The organism is Citrobacter sp. RHBSTW-00599 (assembly GCF_013784065.1).
Classification (GTDB): Bacteria; Pseudomonadota; Gammaproteobacteria; order Enterobacterales; family Enterobacteriaceae; genus Citrobacter; species Citrobacter braakii.
Genome location: NZ_CP056717.1, coordinates 740,653 through 767,599, shown reverse-complemented (window position 1 = coordinate 767,599; position 26,947 = coordinate 740,653). Strand labels below are relative to the sequence as shown.

General features: G+C 49.7%; 22 protein-coding genes. All 22 read right to left on the bottom strand.

Features of this window, described 5'->3' with window-relative positions:
* Positions 1-11 precede the first annotated feature (11 nt).
* The 22 genes from HV243_RS03690 to HV243_RS03585 all read right to left on the bottom strand — a co-directional run bounded on the left by HV243_RS03690 (position 12) and on the right by HV243_RS03585 (position 26,946).
* On the bottom strand, positions 12-629 hold the full coding sequence (locus HV243_RS03690) for a fimbrial protein (protein WP_131351414.1): 618 nt from the start codon (positions 627-629) through the stop codon (positions 12-14).
* Positions 626-1,171, bottom strand: coding sequence for a fimbrial protein (locus HV243_RS03685; RefSeq protein ID WP_052951275.1), 546 nt, complete (start codon positions 1,169-1,171; stop codon positions 626-628). The genes HV243_RS03690 and HV243_RS03685 overlap by 4 nt, the downstream gene beginning before the upstream one ends.
* Complete coding sequence (locus HV243_RS03680; protein WP_240489686.1) at positions 1,171-1,764, bottom strand: fimbrial protein; 594 nt, start codon at positions 1,762-1,764, stop codon at positions 1,171-1,173. The genes HV243_RS03685 and HV243_RS03680 overlap by 1 nt, the downstream gene beginning before the upstream one ends.
* A gap of 55 nt (positions 1,765-1,819) precedes the next feature.
* Positions 1,820-2,518, bottom strand: coding sequence for a fimbria/pilus periplasmic chaperone (locus HV243_RS03675; RefSeq protein ID WP_053389978.1), 699 nt, complete (start codon positions 2,516-2,518; stop codon positions 1,820-1,822).
* 120 nt (positions 2,519-2,638) lie between these two features.
* Complete coding sequence (locus HV243_RS03670) at positions 2,639-5,140, bottom strand: outer membrane usher protein (RefSeq protein ID WP_053388787.1); 2,502 nt, start codon at positions 5,138-5,140, stop codon at positions 2,639-2,641.
* Positions 5,140-5,685 (bottom strand): fimbrial protein, encoded by a 546-nt coding sequence (locus HV243_RS03665; RefSeq protein WP_047358687.1) that lies wholly within the window; start codon positions 5,683-5,685, stop codon positions 5,140-5,142. Before HV243_RS03665 ends, HV243_RS03670 begins: the two co-directional genes overlap by 1 nt.
* A 105-nt stretch (positions 5,686-5,790) precedes the next feature.
* Entirely contained in the window at positions 5,791-6,321 is a 531-nt protein-coding gene (locus tag HV243_RS03660) for a fimbrial protein (protein WP_233598386.1), read from the bottom strand.
* Positions 6,322-7,035: 714 nt separating this feature from the next.
* On the bottom strand, positions 7,036-7,554 hold the full coding sequence (locus HV243_RS03655) for a hypothetical protein (protein WP_131351417.1): 519 nt from the start codon (positions 7,552-7,554) through the stop codon (positions 7,036-7,038).
* Positions 7,555-9,017: 1,463 nt separating this feature from the next.
* Positions 9,018-10,358, bottom strand: coding sequence for an ImpA domain-containing protein (locus HV243_RS03650; RefSeq protein WP_053388786.1), 1,341 nt, complete (start codon positions 10,356-10,358; stop codon positions 9,018-9,020).
* A gap of 1 nt (position 10,359) precedes the next feature.
* On the bottom strand, positions 10,360-10,812 hold the full coding sequence (gene tssE / locus HV243_RS03645; RefSeq protein ID WP_053388785.1) for a type VI secretion system baseplate subunit TssE: 453 nt from the start codon (positions 10,810-10,812) through the stop codon (positions 10,360-10,362).
* Complete coding sequence (gene tssJ, locus HV243_RS03640; RefSeq protein ID WP_053388784.1) at positions 10,812-11,357, bottom strand: type VI secretion system lipoprotein TssJ; 546 nt, start codon at positions 11,355-11,357, stop codon at positions 10,812-10,814. Before tssJ ends, tssE begins: the two co-directional genes overlap by 1 nt.
* Positions 11,335-12,420 (bottom strand): type VI secretion system baseplate subunit TssG, encoded by a 1,086-nt coding sequence (tssG, locus tag HV243_RS03635; protein ID WP_053388783.1) that lies wholly within the window; start codon positions 12,418-12,420, stop codon positions 11,335-11,337. Before tssG ends, tssJ begins: the two co-directional genes overlap by 23 nt.
* Positions 12,384-14,138, bottom strand: a complete 1,755-nt coding sequence (gene tssF / locus HV243_RS03630; protein WP_053388782.1) for a type VI secretion system baseplate subunit TssF — start codon at positions 14,136-14,138, stop codon at positions 12,384-12,386. Before tssF ends, tssG begins: the two co-directional genes overlap by 37 nt.
* A gap of 42 nt (positions 14,139-14,180) precedes the next feature.
* Complete coding sequence (gene tssA / locus HV243_RS03625; RefSeq protein ID WP_053388781.1) at positions 14,181-15,782, bottom strand: type VI secretion system protein TssA; 1,602 nt, start codon at positions 15,780-15,782, stop codon at positions 14,181-14,183.
* A complete protein-coding gene (locus HV243_RS03620) occupies positions 15,782-19,072 on the bottom strand; it encodes an ImcF-related family protein (protein ID WP_053388780.1) in 3,291 nt (1,096 codons plus the stop codon). The genes tssA and HV243_RS03620 overlap by 1 nt, the downstream gene beginning before the upstream one ends.
* 148 nt (positions 19,073-19,220) lie before the next feature.
* Complete coding sequence (locus tag HV243_RS03615) at positions 19,221-20,396, bottom strand: hypothetical protein (RefSeq protein WP_053388779.1); 1,176 nt, start codon at positions 20,394-20,396, stop codon at positions 19,221-19,223.
* A gap of 33 nt (positions 20,397-20,429) precedes the next feature.
* Positions 20,430-21,338, bottom strand: coding sequence for a DUF4123 domain-containing protein (locus HV243_RS03610; protein WP_165500017.1), 909 nt, complete (start codon positions 21,336-21,338; stop codon positions 20,430-20,432).
* 475 nt (positions 21,339-21,813) lie between these two features.
* Positions 21,814-22,590, bottom strand: coding sequence for a putative type VI secretion system effector (locus HV243_RS03605; protein WP_181603929.1), 777 nt, complete (start codon positions 22,588-22,590; stop codon positions 21,814-21,816).
* Positions 22,587-22,754, bottom strand: a complete 168-nt coding sequence (locus tag HV243_RS03600; RefSeq protein WP_165500018.1) for a hypothetical protein — start codon at positions 22,752-22,754, stop codon at positions 22,587-22,589. Before HV243_RS03600 ends, HV243_RS03605 begins: the two co-directional genes overlap by 4 nt.
* Before the next feature lie 163 nt (positions 22,755-22,917).
* Positions 22,918-23,874 (bottom strand): putative type VI secretion system effector, encoded by a 957-nt coding sequence (locus HV243_RS03595; RefSeq protein ID WP_053388776.1) that lies wholly within the window; start codon positions 23,872-23,874, stop codon positions 22,918-22,920.
* A complete protein-coding gene (locus HV243_RS03590) occupies positions 23,871-26,633 on the bottom strand; it encodes a T6SS effector BTH_I2691 family protein (RefSeq protein ID WP_053388775.1) in 2,763 nt (920 codons plus the stop codon). Before HV243_RS03590 ends, HV243_RS03595 begins: the two co-directional genes overlap by 4 nt.
* Positions 26,634-26,679: 46 nt before the next feature.
* Positions 26,680-26,946: a PAAR domain-containing protein gene (locus tag HV243_RS03585; protein ID WP_053388774.1), complete on the bottom strand. Its 267-nt coding sequence runs from the start codon at positions 26,944-26,946 to the stop codon at positions 26,680-26,682.
* Between the last annotated feature and the right edge of the window lies 1 nt (position 26,947).

Below are 26,947 nucleotides of genomic sequence, written 5' to 3'. Positions count from 1 at the left end.
TCCTCCCCCTCTCAATCAAATGCCATTAATAACGTGGCGGAGGAGGTAATTCGATTACCGCTGATCAGTTTATTGCTGACGTCTGTTTGCACCAGTTGAGCTTCCAAAGTGGGAAACTGCCCAACCTCCACGGCAAACGGCGTATTCACATCCTGAATCTGTCCATTCACTTTAAGTGCGATCCCAAGTCCTGTGGCGGCCACCCCGCCTTCGATACCGACTTTTAGCAATTTATTGCCGTTGTAATCTTGCGAACTGCCGTCTTTTGAGGAAAGCTTCATCGTCGCCGAGCCCGCCGAATCACCCGAGCAGGTCATATCACTGACCAGCGGTTCAATATAGGTTCTTCCTAATTCATTACTCGTGGAGCTAAAACGGATATCACCAAAATCGACCAGTAGCTCTCCCCCCTGATTGAACGTGCATTTGCCTGTCACGACAATCGTGCCTGAAATATTAATATTTATTTCAGACCGATTCGCTGCATAGCTACTGTCGGCATGCGCCATGCCTGCAGCACATAGCAAAAGGATTAGTAAGACCAACCCAAAACGGTAAATCCATGAGCCCCACAACAAGGGATGGCACACTACCGTTCGGGTAATTAAGCCCCAGTTTCTTCTCTTCACGGATAATCCACCTTAAAAGTCGCCGTCACTGCGAAGGGCCCAGGCTTTACAGTGTTAGTTTCAATAGCCTCTGGCTCCGCCTCGATATACCCCTGTAAGGTAATCACCGACTCTTTGTTGCTCAGAAGAAAGAGCGGACTTGGCTTGTTAATGGGGATCAATTGTGGTGCCACTTCCGAATCGGCATCTGGCAAGGTTTCAATTCCGAAAGCCAGACCATTTTCCTCACCGTTATTGGTGGCCAATAGCCCCGGTAAGGACCCGCTTTCCGCCCCGAGGAAGGTAACCGTCGCACTGTTGCCCATACTGGTATCGCAATCAGTGAGCTTGATAGAAAAACGAATACCCGGCGTGCGCTTAGCCGTTTGAAAGTACTTACCGACAATCGTGCCAAAATCCAGTGGAATATCCGCTGATTCCGGAGCTAACGTGCAGGGTTCGGTGACTAAATTGCCGGTGATTTGAATATTATTTTCCACTGAGTGAACAGGCATAATAGACATATAACCCAACAACACGGCCAAAATCATCCGGGCGTTCATTAATCATACTCCAGTGCGAAATTCACCGTGGCGTAGTACTCACCAGCCGTAAGTGGGGCGGAAGTTCTCTCTACGCTCACGCTGTAAACCAGTTCATCCTGTTCTGGTGAGATAAATTGAGCCGGCCCCTGCTCGCCTAAGCGAACATCCAGCCCCCGGTGATCCGTCAAACGAAGGCCTATACCTTTTACGCCAATTACGCCAACCAACTCGGGGTTATCAGCGTCTGCCTGCGCCTGAAATCGAACGGAAAGAACGGGCTGAATAGCGTCCCAGGCGAGACTGCCGGTTCGTTTATCCACCAGACTGCCGCCTTTACGGGTGCAATCTTTCAGACGCAGCAAAAATGTAACGGCTGCACTGCGATCGCCCGGATGCTGCAACTCGATAGTGGGCGTCGCTCCCAGTTCAACATCCTGCCAGCGGGAAATCATATCGAGGTGACATACGCCTTCGGTCAATGCACCACGCACATGAATTTCCCCGTGCGCTCCTTCCACATCCCAATGATCCACAGCGAAAGTGGTGACAGGCAGTGCCACCATAACTACCGTTAAAAACGATGTCAGCAATTTCAGTCTGGTACGCATCATTTACCCCTCCATTTTCCACCAGACGTCCTTCGCGAAAACATCCGGTAGAATGGCCTTAACCGACCTTAGTGCTTTTAAGCGTGCAGCTATTTCCTGCGCAGCTAAAAATCAGTTTTGGGCGACCGCCGTAATCATTGACATAGGTCAGGACAGGGCTGTTGCCCACCGCTGAAACCGGCACGCCTAATGGTGCTTTCCCCATAGGTTCCAGCATCAATGGTTTGAAATCATTTATATTTTCCCCGCCTGATTCCGTCGACACCGCGGTAAAGGTGATAAAATAAGGCGTTGGGTTATGCACCACATATTTGCCCCCCTCTTTAGTCAAAGTCACCTGCTCCTGCCAAGGCTTACTGTTTGGCTCAACCTTCAGTGCTGCCGGGCGATAAAACAGTTTGATGCGCGTCTGTAATGCAATCTGCAACGTATTGGGTTTACTACTCTTCGGCGGGATCTCACGCAAGTTAAAGTAGTAAAGGCTCTCCCGGTCCTGCGCCAGCAGGTTCATTCCAGGAGTGGCCTGCACTTTTACCTGGGTTTTGGCGCCGGGTTCGATACGCTGCACGGGTGGAAGCGCAGTCAGAGGGCTGGTAATCTTGTTACCTTGCGCATCGTCAATCCAAACCTGCGCTAGATATGGCAGCTCTTTATTCTGGTTCGTCACCCCCATTGAGACAGAGTTATCTCCTCCATCCAGCACCACGCGAGTGCGATCCAGAGCAAGGGCAGCATTCGCAGATTGTGAAAGCCCCATTAACACCAGAGTAATTGCACACGCCCTGGAGGTAATGGCCAAACGGGATTGAATAGTCATTTTCATATTTCGCTTATCTATTAATATTACTGATAATCATCTACCCGATTCACCGATTAATTATTTTACGTCGGCAACACAAGGTAATAACAAATTTCCATCTGGCAGTGTGGCAGGCAGTGTGATAACACACTGAGTCTCCCCATCCCAGTTCACTTCCATTGTTTCTTCAGGTTTAATACCTGTTAACCAGACCATACCGTCTTCACTGATAATTCCCGTCTGGTCTTTATTTTTATTCAGTATCGTTGCACCAAATGGTGGTGTACTGCCATCCGCTAGTTTGATAATGGCCATCGCTTTATGTCCGGCGATAATACCAAAACGACGATAACCAATTGCTCCCTGAGTCAGAGTTCCCTGTACAACCGAACGCGTGGCTTCCACATCCTCGCCCAATTTATTCAAATCTATATTAATATTATTGCGGTAATAACTCGCCACATCACCAACGACTGTTTTACCAAACATATTTGAGTACGACGGTGCACCTGTATTTCTTACCGGGACATTCGACACGCCACCGGTATCCACCATCATTCGCGTTCCGCCTGTAGCACCAATGCGATGTAATGCCGCTCCCTTCGTCGTGGCTGTAATCCCGCCTCTCATAGAGGCTCCCGCAGCGCGATAGCGATTTCCCTCGAAACTACTGTTAAAGTTCATTTCGCTGAAATCGCCCTGGTGCGATAGATAGCCGCTACCGCTGATTCTATTGTCTCGTGTTACCCCCGCACTCAGACTATAATTGTCATGGTCACCCATGCTATTAGAGTAAGTCGCCCTTTGAGAATTTGTACCACCACTGTAGGATGCATCGTAACTTAATGTCCCCCCCCCACCCCATGGAATGGAAAGGCTGACAAAAGCACCGTCATCTTTCAAGCCATTATATTCACTGCGAAATGCGGAAACATTTGCACTCATACTTTTAAACATCATGAAATCAAAATATCGCGACATTGATATATTATATGTGTTATTTGTCGGATGATCCCAGTAGGTCTGATGGCTGTAATTTAAATAAATCGATGTACGCCAGTCTCGTAATTGTTGGCTAAAACTGATGGTATAAAGCTGCTTGCTGCTATTAGCCTGCTTATATCCCTGATATTTCGCGTTCAGGTATTGGTTTACGTTCATAAAGTTTCGTTCCGAAAAACGATAACCTGCAAACGTCACCTGACTGTCAGTCTCATCAAAACGCTTGGAATAACTAAGGCGATATGAACCACCTTGCTTTGTCCCCTCTTCCGGTACTACCGCCCGAGACTGCGTAATATCAAATGATAATGCACCGAAGGCCATTAAATCACGCCCTACCCCCAACGCGAGTGAAGTGTAGTCCCCTGCGGTCAGGCCCCCACCAAATAGTGACCAGCCGTTAGTGACACCCCAGGAAAACTCTCCAGTGCCAAACACCGGCCCTTGGCTGTGATGATCATAATTCGACGGTTTACCGGTCGAAAATTTATAGCGCACACGTCCGGGCCTGGACAAATAAGGAATGGTCGCAGTATCAACCTGATACTGGCTGCTACTGCCATCCTCCTCCGCAACTTTCACATCAAGTTTACCGCTGATGGCATTGCTCAAATCCTGAATACGGAATGGACCAGCAGCAACGGTAGTTTCATAAATCACTCGCCCCTGCTGACTGATCGTGACTTTGGCATTGGTCTTTGCAATCCCGGTAACCTCTGGTGCATAACCACGCAGGTTAGGTGGCAGCATGCTGTCATCCGAAATCAGGCTGGCCCCGGTGTAGCGGAAACTGTCAAAGATGTCGGAGGATAAATAATCTTCCCCGAGGGTCAATTTCGCCCGGGCGGCAGCTATCGACCGGTATAAATAGTAACGATTCCAGCTCCAGTCCTGCTGATTACCACCACTATTATTCGTTTGATGACTGTAGTTTCCCTGCCAGTCAGCTCGAAAACGCCATGCGCCAACGTTAATCCCGGCAACCCCATTGCCGCTGAGCGTTTTAGCATCGCTGCCCTGTTGCTGGTGAGTTGTCTGACCATTCACACTGTAGTCAAACAATACGCCGGGGATCCCTTCATCCCAGCGAGACGGAGGATCCCAGTTTTCTGAGGTGTACTCCAGATAAGCCTGGGGTAAATTAACTTTCACCGCGCTGGCACCGAGGTCTCCAGCCACAGACATACCGGGAAGAGATGCGGGGTCCATACATTCGTTATTGTGCCACCAGGTGAGCTTTTTGGCAGAAGCTTCCGTCAGCCCTAACTGTTCCACGACATCATGAGTCAGGCATGCATAGCTTTTATTTGCATCATCATCTGGGGCAAAAAATTGAATCTCTCGTTCCGGCAACGTATTGTTATTAATCTGAACAGCCAGGGTATAGCTCCCGGGCATCACATACCCGGCCTGTGAAAACTGGCTCAAATCAATTTGAGAACGATCTTTAAGGTCAAGTACATCCGTATTAAACTGAACATTATCGTCAGCCACTGCAATCTGACAACTGGAAAGTACCAAAAATATTTCGAGCGCAAGCGGACGAATTTTCCCCAAACATCCTGGATTATGTTTCATTAAAAATAATCCACCTTAAAGCGAATAATACTATAGTAATCACCAGGCCTGATTTCCTGGCCATTACCTTTCAAATGAAGTTGGTAATTCAGTGCCATTAACCCCGGTGAAAGCATTCCTGCGGGTAACGCCTTTCCAGGAATGGCTATATTCCCGTTATGATCGCTAATTTCAAGCGCAATACCTTTGGCTTCACCTGTAACATTAAATAACTTTCCGTCATCAGATGAACCATCGAAAGTGACCTGAAAGTGGCTCCACTGTTTTGGGGGAGGACCATCAGACTGTAACGAGCAGCTTTCGAGATTAATATGAAACGAAACGCTTACCTTTTCAGTGGGCTGAATAACCATCGCAACAGGTTGCGTTGTTATTTGCACGGTCTGGTAGCGATCATCCATAGTAATACTGCAGGCAGTATCAATGATACTCCCCTGCATGTTGACTCGGCCACGACTCTGTTGAGAAGCGGTAACATGACATGAACATGCTGCAAGCAAGAGGCAAGTTAGGGTTGTAGATTTTATTTTTTTAAAATAATGCATAACTACTGTTCTTTCCTGCTTACCAGCATTGGCGATTTAAATACAGGCGCAAACATTTGTCAGCGCCTGTATTGTTATTCTAAATGTCAGAACAACAGTTAAAACTTACTCGTAAGACATTACGAAGTTAGCAGTAGAGGTAAACGTACCTGGCACAACAGCGCCGGAAGTAGTTGCACCCTGAACATAAGCCTGGAACTGCAGTTCGTTATCGCCATCGTTAAGTACGATCGCTTTTGCAGTTGTATTTGGAGTAATTACATTGCTACCCATATCAGTAATTGTTACGCCCACACCTTGAGCCTGACCAGTAACTGCAAAGGAACTATCCAGACCCTGAGTTTTATCACCTTCATAACCGTTAAAAGCCACATTCACTTCATTGATGGTGTCGAAAGAACAATCGTGCAGCTGGATGCTGAAATCTACAGGAGTAGAACGGTTGCCGTCCTCTAAAGCACCTTTGGCAATAGCACCTAATTGAACGGTCTGATCAAGGCTTTCTGAATCAATTGAACATGGGGCATCAACAACAGAACCCTTAAAGGTAATTTTACCGTGGCCCTGATCCTCAGCGGCATGTGCACCAGTAATCATTACAGAGGACATAGCTACCGCAAGAAGAATTTTTTTCATAATAAGTACTTTTCCTGAATTTAGAGACATTCCTGTCTATTTAGAATGAAATGTAGTTCGAAAATATACACTCCCGAATACGCGCTTATTATTAAACAGCATATCCAGCGCAGTCAAACCCCATTAAAAATAAACCAAGATACTGAATTTAAAGGAAAAATCAAAAACACACAAAATCATAAAAAATATAATCACTGCAAAAACACTCCCACATTAAAATCTAGATATAATATTCTGTTATTTTATAAAACACGAGATTAAAAACCTAAACGCTGCCAATTTTACAGACTTATAAACCAAGTAAATTAAATTTACCAACATATGTTACCAAAAGTTAAAGTCTAACCTATAAAAACCAACAAAAAACACACATTTAACACATAAAAATTTTTAATTTTAATTTAAATCATCAAATAAATATTTAATGCCTGAATAAAGAAAATATAAGATTAGCAAAGTTAAGAAAGGTAAAAATAGGAAAGAGGGTTCTAGGTAGAGTGTACAGAATCATTATGACGGCAGAATAAAATACTTTAAAAAACTAAGCTTTTATTCCGCCACCAATGAGAGCGGTGTAGGCGGTTACAGACGACACGAGAGTATGTATATGAAGGTTTTCACCCAACGTAGTCAGGCGATGTGATGATAAAAAAGGGGGGGGAGAATATCATGGCAGGAGGGACATTAGTTTTAGTAAAACTCAATCTTTAAACGTTAAAATTCCTTTGATAAAAAGACCCTCAACTGCAAAAGCCCCTGCAAATTCAGCTTACTTGTTACATTTCTGACCATGGTGTAGAAAGTTTTCTCGGTCATGTTGGTAAGCTTTGCGGAGCGCAAAATGTTCTCCTCCTGGCATAAAGCATGTAAGCATTGACGCTCCCTCACCGTTAGTAGAGAAAGCTGGTGATACTGATTAACCATCTCTTTCAGTTCTTTGAAGGTTGATAATTTGATAGCGCTAATATCGTTTTTGATCCGCAATAACGATTCACTGACTGGAATGGGGTTCAGTTTGTCCATAAGCCTGAAAATAATGCTTTTGCTACCTACATAGGTTAGCCGTTTGTTTTTGGGTAACCTCAACACCTCAAGTTCACCTATTAATTCATATAAAGAATTAAATGAGTCAAGATCCAGTACAATTACATCATCCACTAAATTACTGTTCCGCATCAACTCCTTAATTCCTATTCTTAAATAAGAATTATTGGTAAGAACTGTGACAGCCATAAACCTACATCCCTAGAAAAAATGAGTAAAAGATTTAAACATTATCATTGTTATCTTTATATTATAAATAACTCAGTTATTAAAATAGATTAGATGACAATTGGAAGATTCATCGCGATTTAGTGAGATAGATTATGAGTAAACACAACATGCAGAAAAACAAAACAACCATCACTTGCCCAAAAGCATATAAACCAAGTAATGCAAAACTTTTCTCGTACATCCTGGAACCCTTAATTTTTGCTAAATAATAGCCATAAAATTATTTTCTAACATCTATTACTCATTGCTAAACTGTGGCAATTAATACGAAAGACTTTACGCCTAGAAATCTAAACATAGATTCAACAAAAATTCAGACCAAAAAACACGATATTTTCATGACAACCCAATCCAAAGGCGACATTTACACCTAACAAAGCAATAAATACGATATTTTAGACCACAAAAATAGACTGTACTTAGGCAGATTAAATCGGCTCACCGGGATCCACACTTTTGCTTTTTCTCCCTGCTTACCTGACGGGATCTCACCTTGAAAGCGCATGGCATGACCGGCGTAATGCTCTGAGGCAGGATTTCGAGCATGAAATAGAACGTTATTTCGCCGAAGCCAATATCATTCTGCTGTTGGACACTAGCGACCTTAATGTATTGAATTATCGCTGGAATAATGAAATAAAGAATGCAATGGCTCGACATGAACGCTGAGAAGCAATATTGATCACAGTGATTTTACGCAACTGTACCTGGCACAATCTTCCCTTGGGGAAGCTACTGGCAGCACAACCAAGGACGGGAAAGCGATTACTTAAGTTGGCTGGGTCATGATTCATAATGGGTTTGCTCTGTTCTTTTGCGGAATAGTCGGGGGTTATGGATTGTTACGCTGGTAACCTGCTCATCACCATTCGAAATGGTGAGTGCCAGCACCAGGGGGAGTTCTTAAGATGCGGTCGCTAAACACCGCGGGTAACCAACGGGCACACAAAAATCCGGCAAAACACTTGCCGCGCGTAAAGCCAGCGGCATTAATGCATTACGAATGATTCGGGTCTTCCAGTTTGACCGTCATTATCTATGGCCGACGTCGCAGCAGTAATTCAGTTGCTCGATGGATTCTTCAATACTGTAAATGCCCGTCCCTCACGAAACACAGTATCTATCCCTGCGGTAATGATCACAGCACTATCCTGGCGCTGGCGGTAGCATCCCATCCTGATCTGGATGATACGCCGCTGTCTGTTTCCGAGGACGCGTCTATGGCATCAGGGTGCAGTGATAGGCTGTGTGCACTGTAGGGGTCCCGATAGAGATCCTGGCGTTAACCTTTTAGGGCACTCAGTAATAATCCCTGATGAATATTATTATTAATTTTTCATGATTTAATAGCGAAGATCATCAACCGATTTTATATAACCAACTAAATCAGTTGATGATCTTTGGCTGGCTTATTTCCAGTGCTACCGCCCTCGAATGGCATTTTGCTTCAGCAGCGTATAACGATTAAGAAGTTGGTTAAGCCGCATATCGAGCTGCTGATACAAAGCGGGTGATACACTCCCCTGTTTTTTTAATTCCTCATCGATTTGACGCAACAATTCTTCTGTCGGCGGCGTTTGGTCAAGCTGGCGGCGGATAGTGAAAATGGCTGATTTCAACTCCGACCCCGTCAGGTATTTACCCTTGCGTTCATCAAGCGCATTTAGCTGGGCGGTTAACGCTTCCAGCCCCTGCTGGGCATTATGCCAGTTTTGCAGAGCACTTTCCGGCAACGCTTCCGTGATTAACTGTTTCTGTAATCTGCTCGTGAATACTGTCGTCTGCGATTCTTCCGGCCACAGAGTGACTAACTGCTGCGCTAATGATGCAGCATATTCCCGCGACCACAAAGGTGACAGGCGATGTAAAACGTCCAATTGCCCTTGCGTTGCAGCAATTATATCTTGCTTCTTCCCCTGCAAATCTGAGGACTGCTTCAACGTGGACAATTGTTCAGGCGTCGGCACCTGCGGCAAGGGCTTAACCAGTTCATATCCGTCGGTTTGTATATGGTTGATAGCAAGAAAAGCGCCTGTACTCACCACTGCTGTAACCATGACACCGATAGCAAACCCCAGCCACATGCGTCGGGTTCCATGACCGATTTTGGTCGCTAAAACCGCTGTGCTCGATTGCCCGGACGACGCTGGCTCATTAACCACAAAGACCAACTGTGGCAAAGACGTCACAACGTTATTTGTTGCACCTGGAGCCGGTATCATCACTACGGCCGATCCCGAATCGGGATCGGACTTCTCCAGACGCAAAGCTGCATTGTGCGTCCAGGTCACGATAGCCTCCAGTTTACTAAGCGCTTTCAATTCAAGCCGTTGCAGCACTGCGCAGGCATGTTTTAAACTTTGTTCAACCCGATACACCTTTGATAAATCAGCATATGACAGCGTTAACGTACGCAATTCTTGCTGTAAGCGAACAGACAGCCATGCCAGGATCTCAACGCGGGCATGGGTTTGCTGTGGCCATATTGCATTCCAGTGGTGCGTCAGTAAGGCCTCCAGAAGTTCCGTGCCTTCGGCAAGTCCCTCCAGTCCCGCATTACGTATTCTGGCTACGGTGTACCAGGCCAGTGTTTGCAGTTCGACGCCATTATGACGAAACAATGACAGGCTTAACTGTTCAACTTTTTGCCAGTCAACGTCCGGGCGCGCAGGGTGAGTCAGCTTGCTAATTTCATCACGTAACTGCCCGAACTCCATGAAAGCACGCGGGTCCCCCCCGGTGCTGATGCGATTCTTTTCCATGTCAGTACACTCCAGTCTCAAGCCAACCCTGCCTCTTGAGGTGCCGAATTAGAACCCGCCCCTCGGGCATAAACTCGGTGCCGTAACGCACAAGGCCAATTCCCTTCAGCTCAGCATCAATGGCATAGAGCAGTTCACCAGGAACGTGCTGCTCCAGCAGGACAACCGTTATTTTTTTCAGGCGAGGCTCATATTTGAGCAGAACGGCAGACAATGTCCCCATGAGCTCATGGGCCGTTCCCGGCATGCCCTGAAGGATTTTCGTCATATCGGGCAGGCCGTAGTCTGGCAGATGCGCCAGAGTGCCGGCACGGCAGTTGAGGATGCGTTGCATGTTATCCAGTACCGAGAGGATGACCTGATTTTCTTCACTGACCTGGTTGAGATTGAGACCACCGGTAAAATTTCCGGTCAGCATTTCATACAGCGAAGGCGTGTTATGTCCCTGGGTCATCATTCGTCCTTGAGCGGTTGCAGCGTCAGATGGTTGTTACCGGCTTCCAGAATGCGCGGCTTATCCGGGTCAAGTTCTTCGCGGCCTATCACCAGCTTCCAGGTGTTGTTGACCATATCCGGGTGACGGAACAGCCCCACCACCGCCACAAACTGTGTATCGGCCTCCATCGGCATATTCAGGGTCGCATCACCGCCCGGCTTAACCACCACATCACGGCTTGCCAGCAGGTCAGCTTTCAGAATGGTCTCCCCGTCTATCAGCAACTGCTGGTAGACCGTTTTGTCGAAGGTTTTGCGGTCTTTCAATTGGTAGATACGGATCACTACCGGTTCAGACAGCGAGTTACTCTCGCGCGAATCGGTGTTCAGCGCCTCACGCGCGGTGAAATCCAGGTGCAGCACCTTAATCTTTTTGTAGAACACGGCGTTAAAGGCCGATTTGGTGCCATCGGTGATGCCCTGCGTCACCCCGCAGCCCGTCAGACTGAATGCCAGTAGGGGTAACAGCCAGCGCGCTGTATTAGTTAAACTTGTACGTAACACGTCGGTTTCCTTGTTGTGGTGTCGCGGGCTGAAGTCCGGTGTAATAGCCCAGTTCGGTCGTATAGGTCTGCGGGATATCGTCCGGGAGACCTTCGTCTTCCGCGCCCAGCACGCCATTCATCCCCAGCCAGAATGGGCCTTCGCCAAGGGGCGGCGCGGCCAGCAGACGAGTGGCGGTGGTCAGGGTGATTTTTGCCTTGAAGCGCCAGCCGAGATAGACACGCAGCATCACCAGAAAGTCCTGATACAGCAGGCCATCCGGCTTCCAGCCCTGTACTTCCTGTTCATTTTCCGTGGTGATAGCAACGAGCAGCTGGCTGTTGGCATCCATCGCTTCGTCGCCGAGCGGCGTGTTGCCATCCAGAAGAAAATCGTCATCACCGTAAAAGCCCAGTGGCTGGCTGACCGCCACCGGTCGCAGACAGTAGGGGCTGACCTTCACAGTGGTATCCGGGGCCAGCAGCGTCACCAGCGCCTGCATTCCCTCCTGGGTTTTACCGGGCTGTTGCAGTACGCCCAGCAGCGCAAGAAATCGGGATACCGGCGTGGCAATATGGTTTGCCGTACCGGGAATGCCCAACCCCACCAGGCCCAGCAACGACTGCGAGATGCTGTCAGTCCCGCCTGGCTCGAATGTGGCCGGGTAGGAATATTTTCGCCAGATACGATAAAACTGAGTCAGGATGCGGTGGCTGAAGATATCCAGAAAGCCCTGTAATGCCTCATGCCCTTCCCGGCGCTGGGTGATGTCATCAAGGTACGCTGTGGGCAAAGGAGAATCGACACCATACATCCCCATAAAGGTCGTGCGGATGAGCGGTGGCCTGCGGTCATCATCCTCGTCATATTCGGCAGCTTTCAGTTCACTGGCAGGGAAACCCATCCCCGGATGCGGCGCAAATCGCACCGGGTCATCTGCGGGGTGGCTGGTTGAGCCCATCAGCGGCCGGTCCGGATTCAGTTTCTCCAGCAACTGGCAGAAACGGTAAAAGTTTATCCGGTTAAGGTCAGCCTCCAGGCGCGGGGTCAGCCGGGAATACGGCGGTTGTGCTTCTCTTCCCATTCAAGGCGTTCTCCGGTCGGTTGCAGGATGATAATCAGGCGGTTAAACAAATAGATATCGGTATACAGCGCGAAGAAGCGACTGAGCATCTCACCAAACAGGCAGATGTCACCGCGTCCGGCAAAGCCGTGGCTGTCCAGCGTCACCTCAATCTGCACACCGCGTACCAGGTAGCCCTGCTCAAAGCGCTCGGTTTCGCTGTGCTTCACGTCAATAATCGCTTCAAGACGACGGCGGTTCATCTCGCTGTCAGTCCACTCGTACAACGCCAAAGTACCGCGCAGCACTTCAGCGCTGTCCATCATCGACAGGAAGCCGCTGCCAAGATGACTCAGCACACGCCAGTGAAAACGATCCTGTGCCGGGGGATAACAGGGCAGCGTCGGCGCACACAGGTTACGTACGGCAATACTGGTCGAGGTAGTTTTCATCACCGTATCAAGCACCGTGCTCTGCAGTGCTCGTCGTGGCAGTTGGCCGTTGGTGCCGGTGAGCGTCAGCGACAGGCTTTCATCTTCCGGTACGGTGTGGTTATCAAAGGCTTCACCGCCAAGGATAAGCCAGGTGTTATACAGCCCGGACGGACCGCGGCGCACGCGGGTGTGATAGTAATATTCAGGCGCTTCATGACGCATCATTCCACCTTTGTGGCGGAAACTCGAAAACGGCACGTAGGTGTGCTGGCTCGATGACATTACCGAATCCACCGCGTATATCTCGGTATGGCCATCCTGCACGCGCATTGGGCGCAGCATGTATTCGGTCTGCAGGGAATTGAGCGTCAGCGGGTCGGATTCCAGCGGGAAAAGGTTAATCACCGGCACGCAGTTCAGGCGCAGATGCTTTTCGGTAAAGCTGAAGTCATGCTCCCAGCGTTCCGCCAGCACAACGTCGATTTCAAACCAGGGAAGCTCAGCCGGAAAGGCCACGGTCTCCAGCCCATGCAGCCCCATGAACATGAATTTCTCACGGAAGGTGAAGTACTCCAGCAACAGCTGGTAGCCGCTAAAGCTGCTGCTTCCCTTCGGCCACAGGTCATCGTCATCACCAAAGCCCAGCGCAGTGAAATATCCGTCGAGCGGTCTTCTGTCCATGTCTCCAGGCATCCGCAACCATAGGCGGGCCGTGTTCATGGTAAAAGCTTCATGCATGGCGCAGGCCAGCGGAGCGTCTGCATTGAAGTAGAACGGGAGCTGACTGAGATCGACACGACTCCAGTCGGCAAGATGGCTGCAATTAAAGCGCAGCGTGATGACCGAACACCCGTCAGGGTCGGTGGACAGTCGGGCGTGCTCCAGCGACAACGGTTGAAGGGTAATCTCTTTGGTAGTGGTGTACCGGCAGCGCGTACCCTTCTCACCGATCGGTCGCGAGTTCACCTCGAAACCTTTGACGATGCGCATCTGCTCTTTCATTTCGCGCCAGTCGGGGGTGAACTCCACCACCGACATCGACGGAATGGTACGCAGGTAATGTGGCCACAGCAGGCTGACCAGCCCTTCGGTCAGTTCCGGCAGGTCATCATCGAGCTTTTCACGCAGCCGGCCCATCAGGAAGGCAAAGCCTTCAAACAGGCGTTCCACATACGGGTCGCGCGCGCCCGCTTTATCGAGATTGAGCATTGCCGCCTGCTCCGGGTGAGCACGGGCAAACTCTTCACCGGCTTCCAGCAGGTAGCGCATTTCAGCGTCGTAATAACGCAGGGTTAAATCGTCCATAAAAACCTGAATATGTGTGTTTTAAAGGTATGCCAGGTGGTGTTACCCGCAAAGCACTGCACTGCCTGCCGGATCGAGCGCAATCAGACCAGCCAGAAGCTGGTCCATCTCGGGCTGAAGCCGTGATTTATCGGTTTCACTGCGTGTGGCTTTCATACGTAGCAGTCTGAGGCGACGCGATTTCACTTCAAACAGCAGTGCAGGAGTCCACTGTGTGAGGGTGATTGACTGTGCTGCACCATCGAGCTCACCCAGCAAATGCAGCGCCAGTTCATTCTTGCCCTTCTGCTCGGCTACACGGGCCATCAGCAGGCGCAGCAGCCATTTGTCTTTTGTGGAGTCGGTGCCCGGAAGGGTCTGCAGCCAGTGTAGTGTGGCATCCAGACCGTCAGTGTCCGCTTTCTCCAACGCTTCCGGCTCAAGGGCCAGAATATCGTTGTCCGTCTCACTGACGGCACTGACCGGCTCATCGCGCCAGCCGGACATATCGTCCAGTACGCTCTGATTTATCCAGTTCAGCGTCACTTCATCCGCAAACGGCGTCCCGTCGTTAAAGGCCAACGTTTCAAGCCCGGTGAGGCGGCGCAGCAACCCTTTCAGGTCTGCAGTGATGATATCGGCCAGTACATCCTGCCCTGACTTCATCAGTGCCTGGTGGATATACCACTGCAAATCCAGCCAGAGGTGATTGGCACCGCGCGAGAAGGTATTGTCCGCCTGCTCCAGTATTTCCAGCCAGCTCTGCTGCAGATACAGGCGTTTGAGCATGGCCCGCTGGTCAGCGCGCGGCGGTTCGATGCGCGTTTTCCCTTCGGCATCCGGTGCCGGAATAGCACTCAGCGTGTCATGACGCAGGCTTTTCATCAGCCGGTGTGCGGCGAGCCAGCCATCGGGCTGCTCACGCAGATATCCGGTCAGGGTACGGGCCTGGGCCAGCAAATCCTGACCAGAGGTGATGCGGCTCAAAACCGGCGTGTCTGACTCGATGGTATGCGTAGTGCTCTGTGACTGAGCCTTATTACCAGCGTTCTGCGGTACCACAGCATCCACGCCACCGGCCTTCATCAGGCGAGATTCCAGAGCACTGTATAGTGCATTGAGCTCTGGCCGTGACGTTTCTGGTTCTGGCTCCAGACTGTCGCGGATGAGCAGCAGCGCACCGGCAGTGCGCAGTGCATCATCGCGTACCACTTCCGGCCAGAGTGACAGGCTGTCCAGAACGCGGGAGCCTGCGAGCCACTCCAGCGCCGGTTTACGGCTCCGCTCACGTTGAGGATGAAGCTGCGTTCCATAACGCTGTATCAATCCCGCCAGCAGTTCAAGCCCTTCAGCAAAGCCAGCTTCACCATCCTGGTGCAGGCGCGCCCAGCAATAATAGGTGGCAATCCGGATATCTTTGGCAGTTGTGGTCAACAACTTTTCGGCAAGCGTGCAAATCAGGCCGGTATCGATGCCGGATAGTTTATTGACCTCCTCGCGGATACGCTGAAAATCATCGTCATAACCGGGGTCTTCTCCGATCAGACTGGTGTCATTTACCGGAGCAAGCCAGGGCTGCCAGTTTTCCGTGCGTGCCTGCGCCTGTTGCCGCAACTGAGTTTCGTCAGCCTGACAGGCGGCAACCAGATTCTGCAGTGTGCTCATTATTCGCCCCCCTCCATGTCATTGTTTCTGGTGTTGGCCATCAGCGCCTGCTCGGTGGCCTCGCTGTCAACACTGAATATCTGATCCGGCAGCGTGAAACCACGCAGTTCCAGCAGCGCCAGCGGACCTTTTCCGAGTTGTGAGCGCAGCACCCACTGCAGGGTGCGACCATCCGGGGCGGTAAAACTCATCATCCACTGACTGCGGTCAAGCTGTTGGCGCTTGCCCTGGTCCAGCCAGCGAATAAAGCCCCAGGTCCCACTGAAATCCCCGAACAGACGCGCACCGGCATTGACCGTGGTCCAGGTCAGCATCGTCCCCGGCTTGTAGGTATCTCCCGGCCAGCGGAAGCTTTGCCAGTCGGCCATCTGGTTGAAGTAGTGCAGCTTTTGTCCGTCAATGGTCAACTGCGTTTCCACCACCTGCGGTGCCGGACGCGCCTGGAGCTCAAAACTGATGCCCTGACTCCCGTCGGTAAACAGCGTGTCCGACAACTGGCTCAGTTGGTTAATGGCGCGCAGGAACGCCGGATTGAAGATCAGCCCCTGGCTGTTGACCTTATCCGGTACCCACTGGCTACCCTCTTTGTGCAGCACGCCGTTGAGTTCAGTTGTCAGGAAGCGCTCGATACGCCCGCTGTCCTTGCGGATAAACTCGGCCAGCATCGGCAGGGAGGCATCGCTCTTGCTGGCCGCAAACGGGAAACGGCCGTCAAACGCGGTGTGCCAGTTCGCGACAACCGCGCGGCTCCACTTGTCATTAAGACTGGCGGCAGAGGGCTGCAGGACGGTTTCCCAGGCCTGGGTCAGCGGCTGCACAAACATCGTGCTGCCAAAGCCGCTCCACTCCTCGCCGAGGCTCGCGGCAATCAGGCTGCCATATTGCTGGGTATCGGTCAGGTCAACGCTTTTGCCCTGAAACACGGTCTGCGCCAGAGTCTGCATCATCTCCTGCGGGTCAGAAGCACTGGCTACCTGCTGCAGACGAAGGCGTACACGGGTGATACGGGTCAGGTAGGTCTGCAGGCTCAGCGTGTTATCAGCCGACATGACGTTGCTGCCCTTGTTTTTGCCCAGAAGCTGAAGCAGCGGGCCAAAGGCCTCATCCAGCGGCCCCTGAGGGCCCGATGCCGCCTGGTCTATCACCGGTTTATCCTTCCCGCCCACCAGGTCTTTGGCCGACTTGATGATGGAGTCGGACAGCCCTTCGCTTTGTTGGCCGGTCTGCCCCTGCCAGGCGATAGTGTTCATCAGGGCAATCAGCGGTGACTGGCGCACATCACTCATCAGCGTCAGCTGGTCAGTCACATCGGCGATGTTGTTTGCCGGGTTAAGCCGCAGGCTGTTGAGAAAATTCAGCCAGCTACCCGCAAAATCAGTGAAGTAACGTTGCGTCAGGCGCGCTTTCAGGGCTTCCGGCGACAGGTCTGAGGACACCGCTTTTCGGCTGTCGCTCAGCACCCAGTCAATTTCGTCACGACGGGAGTTAGCCGCTTTCTCTATCGCCTGCTGAATACCGCCCTCCCACGCCTGACGGGTAAACATGCCTGGTATCACTTCATCAGTGGTGAACAGGCGGCGGGCATCAGTACCACTGGTCATGTCCTCCAGAGATACATCTGCAAAGTTACGGCGCACCGATTTGAGCATGTTTTCATACAGCGTACTTTCCGCGTTGCGACGCCCGATTTGCTGCAACAGCACCTGGCGGCTCTGGCTGACCAGTTGCGCATCCGGGGCGATTTTCCACTGTGGCTGTTTTGGGAGTGTGGCGATATAGAAGGCCCACAAATCCGGCGACAGGCTTTGCCACAGACCGGTAGAGATGCCCGTCCGCGCTGGCTGCACGGTTTTCAGGGTCTGCGCGTAGAATGCGCCGTCGGCTTTATCCGGCCGGGCCATCATCAGCCAGGCTTTCAACTGGTCATAACCCGGTTTCGCCAGCAGTGCACGCTGGTCACTGTTGGGGGCAGAGTTTGCCAAAGCGTTGAGTTTCTGTGTCAGCGCCTGATTCGCCGGGTCGCGTATCAGACGGTTGTTCACCACGCCGTACCAGGGCAGCACCGCGTCGAGCAGCTGCTGGTTATGGTCCAGACCAAAGCGCTGATACCAAGGTGCGCCTTCCTGAATACAGTGCTGCAGGCGACCGGCGTCATTACGCAGCGTATGCAGAGCCGTCAACTGGTAATCCGATACGGAAGGATGCTCTACCAGAGCATGCGCCTGCTGCGCCACAGAGACAATCTGCATACGGTTGACCGTAAACGACAGCAGTGTCCCCGCCCCCCAGACACCGATAATGGCCATCAGCGTCCAGGCCAGCGTCTGTTCCCACGCCATACCAACACGGCGGCCACGCCCCCGGATACAGTCATCCACAATGCCCTGCCAGGTTAACGGCAGGGTCAGCGCATGGCGTTGTGATTCCGGGATATATTTCTCAGCGTCGGCAGGTGCAGCACCGGCTGTTTCTCCTGCGATAGCGGCAGGTTTATTCTCCGACAGGCTGAACATCAGGCCACGCAGCGGAACGCGTTGCTGGGAGGCAGACAGCCATGGCACAAGTTGCTGAGCCCAGCGGGCGATACCGCCGTCTTTGAGGTGCTGGCCCAGGCGCAGCAGGAAGTCGTGACCGTTGTTCTCAGCGACCTGACTAATACCCTGTGCCCGCAATTCCGGCAGTATCCTTTCAAGCTGGCGGGTAATATCGTCTTCTTTTGCACGCAGCGGAAAGCGTGCCCCGACAGTCTGCTCAGGGCGTTTTGTCTGCGACCAGTTGCTGTCGCATAACTGCCACAGCCAGACCGGGGCGGAATAACGCAGCAGCTCGCTGATTTTTTCCAGCCCGCGTAAATCGTTGTCACTGACCTGTGGCGTCAGGTTAAGCGACTGCGGCATGACGCGCACAATCCCGTCCAGTGGGCGTCCACGACGCAGCTTGCGCAACGCGGCGTATTTTTCGCGGTCAGGCTCCGATGTCAGGCTCCCGCCGTAAATCAGCACGGTACGGTTGCCTTCAAGCCACTGGTTTTCCTGCAAACCAGGAACCAGTTGTTCGATTGCCGCCTCATCGCCCGTAATTAACAACAGGCGGACCTGGCGGTGCCAGAAGAGGCTGTAGCGACGGCGAAGGTGATTTTTTATTGGATTTTTTGTCCTGGACTTTTTCTTCGTGTTAAGAACGCTGAATACAGCAGGTTTATCAGTTCTAGCTGGTTGATAATACAAACTTCTTTGGTAAGACCATACACCGAAGTTCATCAAAATCAGGAGCACGGAGAATAAAAACATACTTAAAAACCAAAGGGTCACCTTCTCTTTAGTAGATGGCCATCCAAATGAATCTCCATAATAATAGCACCCGATCGAAGTGACTAAACCGAAGACTATCAGGCAGGAGAAAAGGCCAATCATTCTCCACTTTGTTGGGGTTCTCAAGTTATAACTCCCTGTTATTATCAAACGCCTTGATGACATTGCAAACGTATTCATTACCAACAGCGGCAATCATCATTACGGCCTCTTTGGTCTTTTCAGTAAAAGACAGTGCAAGGGTAAAAACCAGCCAGAAGTGTTCATCACCCAGTTTTCCCAAGACTAAATTCAAATTTTGAGTTTCATACACCCATTTGGAATCATCTGTTAGTTCTGACTCTCTGAGCACTCCAGAAACATTTAAAATCTCATCCATATGCATATTACTAAAAAAAATCTTTGATGTTTGAAGCATTTCTGGCTGGTAAGTTTTCATCAGAATTAACTCTTGATCGATGTACTCTTTCCCTGAAGCCATAGTGCGTAAGACGACGCCACTATTTACGCAACCAACACGATCCACCTGAGAATTCATAAGCACTATTGATGCAAACTCGGTTAATTCAGGAGAATACCCTGCTACACTTTCAACATTAGCCGAGATAAAAATAACCACCTTATTTTCCGCCTCACTCAACAGCCTATCAAATTCCTGTTCAAAATTACCGTTCAGATAAGAGCAATTTTTCATTTTATTTTCTGGAAGACCTATAGCCACCCAACATTCTTTAAATATTGAAAATGTTGCATGACTATTACCATAAGTGAATATAACGTCGAATATGCATGTTTTCGCTAGTTCTTTTAATTTTACTCTAACTGAAGCTAGAAGTTCATACAACAATTGCTCTTCACTATAGGTTTGCCCATCATGTCCACGTAATCTCAGTTGCTGCTCATTATAGATTGCAACTGACTCAGCCAAAGCGATATCTGATTCTGAAATTTCTGATGGGATAAACAAATGATATGCCGACACAAAAAGTCGGCGACTTGCCCATTTTGTCCATTCTTTTTTCGCAAGTATCGACTCCTGCTTATAAGTGTCGGATACAGATAAACACACCCCGTAATAGTAAACCCGAACAGCAAGACAAATAAGATAAACACTCATTCCCGTAAAAAAGACTATACAGAAAACGACCAACGCCCTTCTTATATCAGTGGGGGATGTAAAAACTATAACCCCGCCAACCATCGCAGCCATAATAAATACAGCAAGAAACGCGAAAAACCATCGCCTCCATTTTATTCTTAGGGTATCGTTCACGGGTAAAATAATTCGCACAGGCCAACTCATGCTTGACTCCATTCTGTTTTCATATACTCTGGCTTATGCTAAAAGCATTATCTTCTTCCACATATCAATTTCGACCATGGATTTTAAATCAATATAGCCATTAAGGTGTTTATTACGTTTATCTAATATATGTTGGCCAAATAACACACCTTGATAAAACGGCCATCGAGCACTGAGCACATCAAGACAAAAATCAGCAACTCCGTCATCTACCGCAGAAAATGTCGAGTAAAAAAATAGAATGGCGGGATGTAACAGTTCTGCTACTTGTTGTTCACTGAGTGTTTTTACACTTTTATTTTTTCGGTAGAGTCGCAACACTCTATTAATAACCAAAATGTTATTTATCTTTGATAAATCATCCTCTGACAGTCCCAGTGAATAATTTAATTTCTTTGTCTGTTCTCCACCACCATTTATTACTTGTGCATTGCCATCTCCATCAATATAGCACCAGAAGTTGATGTCACGTAACAATTGCTGACTTTGCCAATTATCCAGAATCGATAGTAATAAGCCAAATACAGAGGGGTCGAAATAACGGACTAAAATATCATTACCTGATTGTAATGGCTGAATAATCATTCCAGAAATGCTTTCAGAAAGCTGTTCCCTGTTTAATTCTGTCGAAATCCAGGCACATACACTACGACCTTCGCCTGCATTAATTCGTCCAAGGTCAAGTTCAGTTAATGCATGACGAATACTATAATTAAACAATTCAACATCTTGTTTTATTTTAAAATCCAGGGGGACGAGATACAACGGTAACGCACCATGAAGCTCTTTTTTATTAAATTTAATAGAATGGATACTATGGCTTTCCATAATTTTATAAAGAGAATCGTCTGATTGATATTTTCTCAAGGAAGCATCGATCAGCAGAAAGCATTTCCCATTTCTTTCAAAAGCAGCCTCGAATACAGTTTTATTTATTTCCATAAAATGTCTATTGTCCATAATGCCTCGTATAAAGACAGATACTAAAAATTTCTGTTATGGGGGTATAGTAATAACCACAGTCATTTTCAATAAAACAGAGAGAATTTCATTATGCCTAAAAAAGATCGAGTGACACGTTGAAAGAAAACACATTCATTGCACCACAACTGGAATTCATCGTCCGATATACTGGCCTCCTTCATGCTGTAAAAATAATAAACATCGGCCAAAAACGATCTTATTCAGTAATAATACCAGTATTCAAAAAGATACCCATACTTCCGGCTTGGACAAGAGAGACGAGTCGGATCCGAAGGTTCTGACCATTCACCTTTTGCTTTTTGATGATTTTCTTTTTCTTTAGTTGTTTTTTCCAGGTTTACTCTTGCCACACTTTCAATACCCAGCAATTGAAATATCTCTTCCGCCAGTTTGCAATGGGTTGGTGCACAGGCTTTGTAAGCGGAGAAGGAGATCAATCCAGATACAAGCAGGGCGCCAGCGAGTATAAAAAAATAGGGCCATGATAGTCCATCCAATAATTCAAGAGTTGTTCACCACGAAAAAAAACACGCAGAACAAGCATAAACATAAACATAAACATAAACATAAACATAAACATAAACATAAACATAAACATAAACATAAACATAAACATTATTATCGAGGTCAAAATAAACATATTTTGAATTCGCCACCATGCATGGGCAATATGCCCCATATCGCATTCTGGGCACATGGAGACAATACGTTCATCCGGCAGCGCAATCGCATACACCTCATAATGGTCATGCTGCCATTCAGCTATCATTTCCACGGCATCACCCGCCTGAAGGCGGGTCACACCTACCCAGCCACGAAATGGCTTCCCGTTAATCATCCCCTGCACGTATTCCGCTGGCCTGTTCGACGATTCACTTTCCGTCATTAGCACCGCCCCGAGGCCCGGGCTTCCGGCAGCAATAGCCACTGCGGCCGCCGCGCCACGCTGTCCTTCAGAGACCGAAGGCAGAGAGCTGGTGCGGTAGGCACTGACACCAAAATATTCACTGAATCTCTCGTAGCGGAAAGACGCCAGTCGGCCTGTGATTTTTTGCAATGGCCCATAAGGCGGTAATACCGGTGGCGGTGGCAGTTCCCGCGTCCACGGCCTGCCATTCATCAGTTCAATTTCCTGTTTTGTGCGTAAGTCAGCCAGCTTTTCTGCTTCAACAAACCGCGAACAGACCTGTTTTTGCTCAACTGTATTCATGAGATATCCTTTATCGCTGCTTCCAGAGCTTTATTTTGTGCTTCCAGCGTACGATTAGCGGGCTTGTTGCCAAACACACATTTGTTGCACCACGCCTGAAGTTCATCGTCCGATACCGGCAGCACTGTCAGCCCTTTTGTTGTACATAAACCCTGACATGCCATGTACACATCCTTCTGTTCAATAATCCTGTCAGCCCAAAAGACCTTAATATATTCAGTTCAATAAAACAGGATTGGGTTTTATTATGCCCAATTTAATGAGTTCTGAATAACCAGGTGTCCGGACAAAAAATATTGCAACAAACATAAACTCAAATAAATGCAGTCAGTAATAAAACCAGCTCTCTCCTGAATAAATAAATTTCCCGCTAGGGCACGCAGGCTTACTCTTGTCTCCCGGATCATGCCATTTACCTTTCGCTATTAGATCTTGCTCTCGTTTTTTTGTTACCTTATTAAGGTTAACTCCTGAGATATTTTTCACCCCCAGTAAATTAAATATCTCTTCCGCCAGTTTGCAACGGGTTGGTGCGCAGGCTTTGTAAGCGGAGAAGGCGATCAATCCAGATATTAATGTGCTCCCCCCCCCGCCCATCAAAAGAAAAACTCCAAAGCGTTGCCAAAACCCTGCATTTCCTAAATGTCCTTCGGAGATGTCTATGTATATACATATACAAAAAAACACCACTACTAATATCATAATGAGAAAGACCATATTTTTAACTCGCCACCATGCATGGGCAATATGCCCCATATCGCATTCCGGGCACATGGAGACAATTCTCTCCTGAGGAAGTGCGATGGCATAGACTTCATAATGGTCATGCTGCCATTCTGCCATCATCTCCACAGCATCACCCACCTGAAGCCGCGTCACGCCCACCCAGCCACGAAATGGCTTCCCGTTAATCATCCCCTGCACGTATTCCGCTGAACTGTTCGACGATTCGCTTTCCGCCATTAGCGCCGCCCCGACGCCCGGGCTTCCGGCAGCAATAGCCACTGCGGCCGCCGCGCCGCGCTGCCCTTCAGAAACTGAGGGCAGGGAACTGGTGCGGTAGGCACTGACACCAAAATACTCCCGAAAACACTCGCTACTGAAAGACTCCAGTCGGCCCGTAATTTTTTCCAGCGGACCAAAAGGGGGTAATACCGGTGGTGGTGGCAGTTCCCGCGTCCACGGCCTGCCATTCATCAGTTCGATTTCCTGTTTTGTGCGTAAGTCAGCCAGCTTTTCTGGCTTAACAAACCGGGAACAAACCTTTTGCTCAACTGCATTCATGAGATATCCTTTATCGCTGCTTCCAGGGCTTCATTCTGTGCGTCCAGCGTACGATTAGCGGGCTTGTTGCCAAACACGCATTTGTTGCACCACTCCTGAAGTTCATCGTCCGATATCCAGGTCACTACGACCTGTAACAACGTTATCGCCACCATCGCTTCCCAGGTCATCAGCACAGCAAGAATCCTGATACCTAAAAACTCCGTAGCCAGAAATCCTGTAATTTTTCCCGCTGCTTTTTGTGCAAGTGGTTTATCTATCACCTCCAGCAGTAACCCCAGGGATTTTACAGCCACCAGAGCATCCATGATTGTTTTGATTACAAGTACGCCTGAAAGGGCAAAGCGGTTGTTCTTCAACTCACCATAAGTACTCGCACCATCAGCAAAGACAGAAAGCACTGAAGCCCCAAGTCCTGCGGCCGCCCCCGCCCCCTTAATCCACCCCACCGTCAATGGCCGGGCCTCCAGCCCTTTTTCTATCGCAGGTAAAAATACCAGGGTCCCCTGACTCACCATGGCCAGTCCGCTGGCCATCAGGCTTGCAAGCGGTTTCTTGTCATCCCGCACCTGCCCGCACAGATAAATAAAGTCCAGCGCATTCAGCACCAGCAGCAGGCTGTTTATTTTCGCGAGACGGTACTCACCCTGACCTTTCTCTGTCGCAAAGTGCTCCTCCAGTTTACTGCTCAGCGTCTGCCGGATAGTGGCAACTTCACCCTGATTTGCCATAAAGCGTTTACTGCTGCGCAGACCCGCCAGCACAGTGCTGCGAAGTGCCGGTGCATCATGCAGATAGTCATTCACCATCGCCCGGACTTTCCCGGACGGGATACCCGCCCTTATCATAAAGACCAGCCGGAATGCACTGGTCGACAGCTTCTCTCCCAGCGTATCGACCTTCAGGATACGGCTGACCCTGTCGCCCACCGTGACAATAAAGGCGTCCGTTTTAAAGATTTCAGCCTCTAATTTACTGGCGTTTTCACGCAGTCCTTCGACAAGACTTTTCAGGGATTTCTGGTAGTACCCTTCCAGCTTTTTCAGGTTCCCGGCCTGTTGCATCAGAGTGGCAGTCACGGCAGTGGCCGTTAGCGGAGTCACTTCCTCATCCTGGCGGGCCTTCACCACCGCCAGAAACGGCTCCAGTTCGCCCATCATGGCCGGATTATTCGCCGCGATATGCCGCCACAGCAGGTTTTCCCGATTTTTTGTGCTGTATTCACGCCACCAGTTGTCTGTCTTTGCGGCTCCTGCCGGACAACTGCTGATGCCGTTCATCGCCATGCCCACGGCTGACTGGTAAAACACCCCGGCTCTTTGTGCCGTGCAATGAAAATCATCCAGCACGGTCATCAGCAGCGGCGCTCCCAGCCAGTTCACGACACTCACCACTCGCTGCTGAAAGAGCGCATTCACCCTGTCGCACAGACTTTTGTAACAGGTCTCAAAATTTAACTGCCGGGTTGCGTTCAGCCTCGCCTGGTAAGGTGCCCAGCTTCGGGCTCTGGCATCGTTGAAATTTTGCGGACGCTCAGCCAGTTCCTTATCTGCCTGCGCCTTTATCGCTGCCACCCGTTTCTGGTGCGCCGCCAGAGGCTCCGGCGGACTCATCAACACATCTTCGGGGTACGTTGCTGTCACATTCTGCGCATGCCAGGTTCTGACCAACTTATCATCAGCCCGGATTTGCGCCAGCACATCCGGTTTGCCCTGATAGCGCTGCTCGAGTGTCAGCAGTCGCGCATCCAGATATTTATCAGACAGTATCGTATTCTCAGGCTGCGCAAACCGGTCCACCACCGCCTCACCCTTAGCCTGCGCTTTGTCACTCAGCAACACCTTTAACGCATCAAGATTCACCCTGGTCGACACTTCCAGTTCGCGCTCACGCAAAAACTGTACCTGTTTACCCAGCACATCCTGACACCAGCCGTTAAGCTCATGCACTATTCCGATCGGGTCCCGGAGTGGAAGGATGAGCGGCGTCATACCTTCACTTCGATTTTTCATCGCCGTTATGGTTGCTGCGGCCTGTCCTTTGCGCCCCTGTGCCCACGGATACAGACTCGATTGCAACTTCACAACCTCATCATTCACCCGCCAGGCGTCCTCCACTTCAGGGTCCCAGAGCGACGTCACCCGGCTGACATTCTGTACTTTCACATCGTCCGGCCCGGGCAACTGCTCCCGGACAGATGCAGACTGATAATCCAGCACCTGATTCAGACTTGATTCGGTTGCCTCCGTTCCCGTCTGAGTACGTTGCGCGCCGGCGACGGACGGCATGACTTTTTGCATTCTTTCGCTGCGGGCTTTTGGATCTGTTTTATACCGGTCAAGGATTTCCTGCTCCCACGGATACTGACTGAAAGCAAACCAGACATTGCCGCATTTGTCCGGCATTTCGATACTCATAAACTCGACGTTCTGCGCAATATGCTCTCCCGTTTCACAGAGGGGTTTATCCACTGAAGCGGGATTGAATGCCACCTGCTGCAGCCACAATGAGCCGTCCGGCGCGACGCTGTAGCACTGCCAGTAATTTGTACCTTGTTTCCCTTTTTCATAGAAAACATAGAGATACCCCTGACGAAGGGCCCGGAGCGCGTATTTTTCACCGTTAGCGAGAGGCACGCCAGTCATCTGCGTATCATTCGCCCACCCGGGCAAACTGGCCTTCACATTTTCCGGTACAACAGCGTACCGTACCGGCAGCACTGTCAGCCCTTTTGTTGTACATAAACCCTGACATGCCATGCAAATATCCTTCTTTCAATAATCCTTTAAATCCCGGACGTGAAATTTATCCGGAGAAAAAATTCGAACCGGCGATCACTTTGTGTGCGGAGCACTGACAAAGCACGCGATCCTGGTCCTGAACCAGCAACACGCCACTACTGAGAATGCCCTGAGATGTACCCTGGATGGGAAATGTCCCTTTACAAACTGTGCAAGTGGCAAGATCGTTGTTTTGCGCGACTTGCTTACCTTCGCTGAAAAAATGGGATGTGGCAGAAACAATTTTCCCATTGCTCGTTCTGTCACCCTGCACGGCTAATTTTTTGGTCATC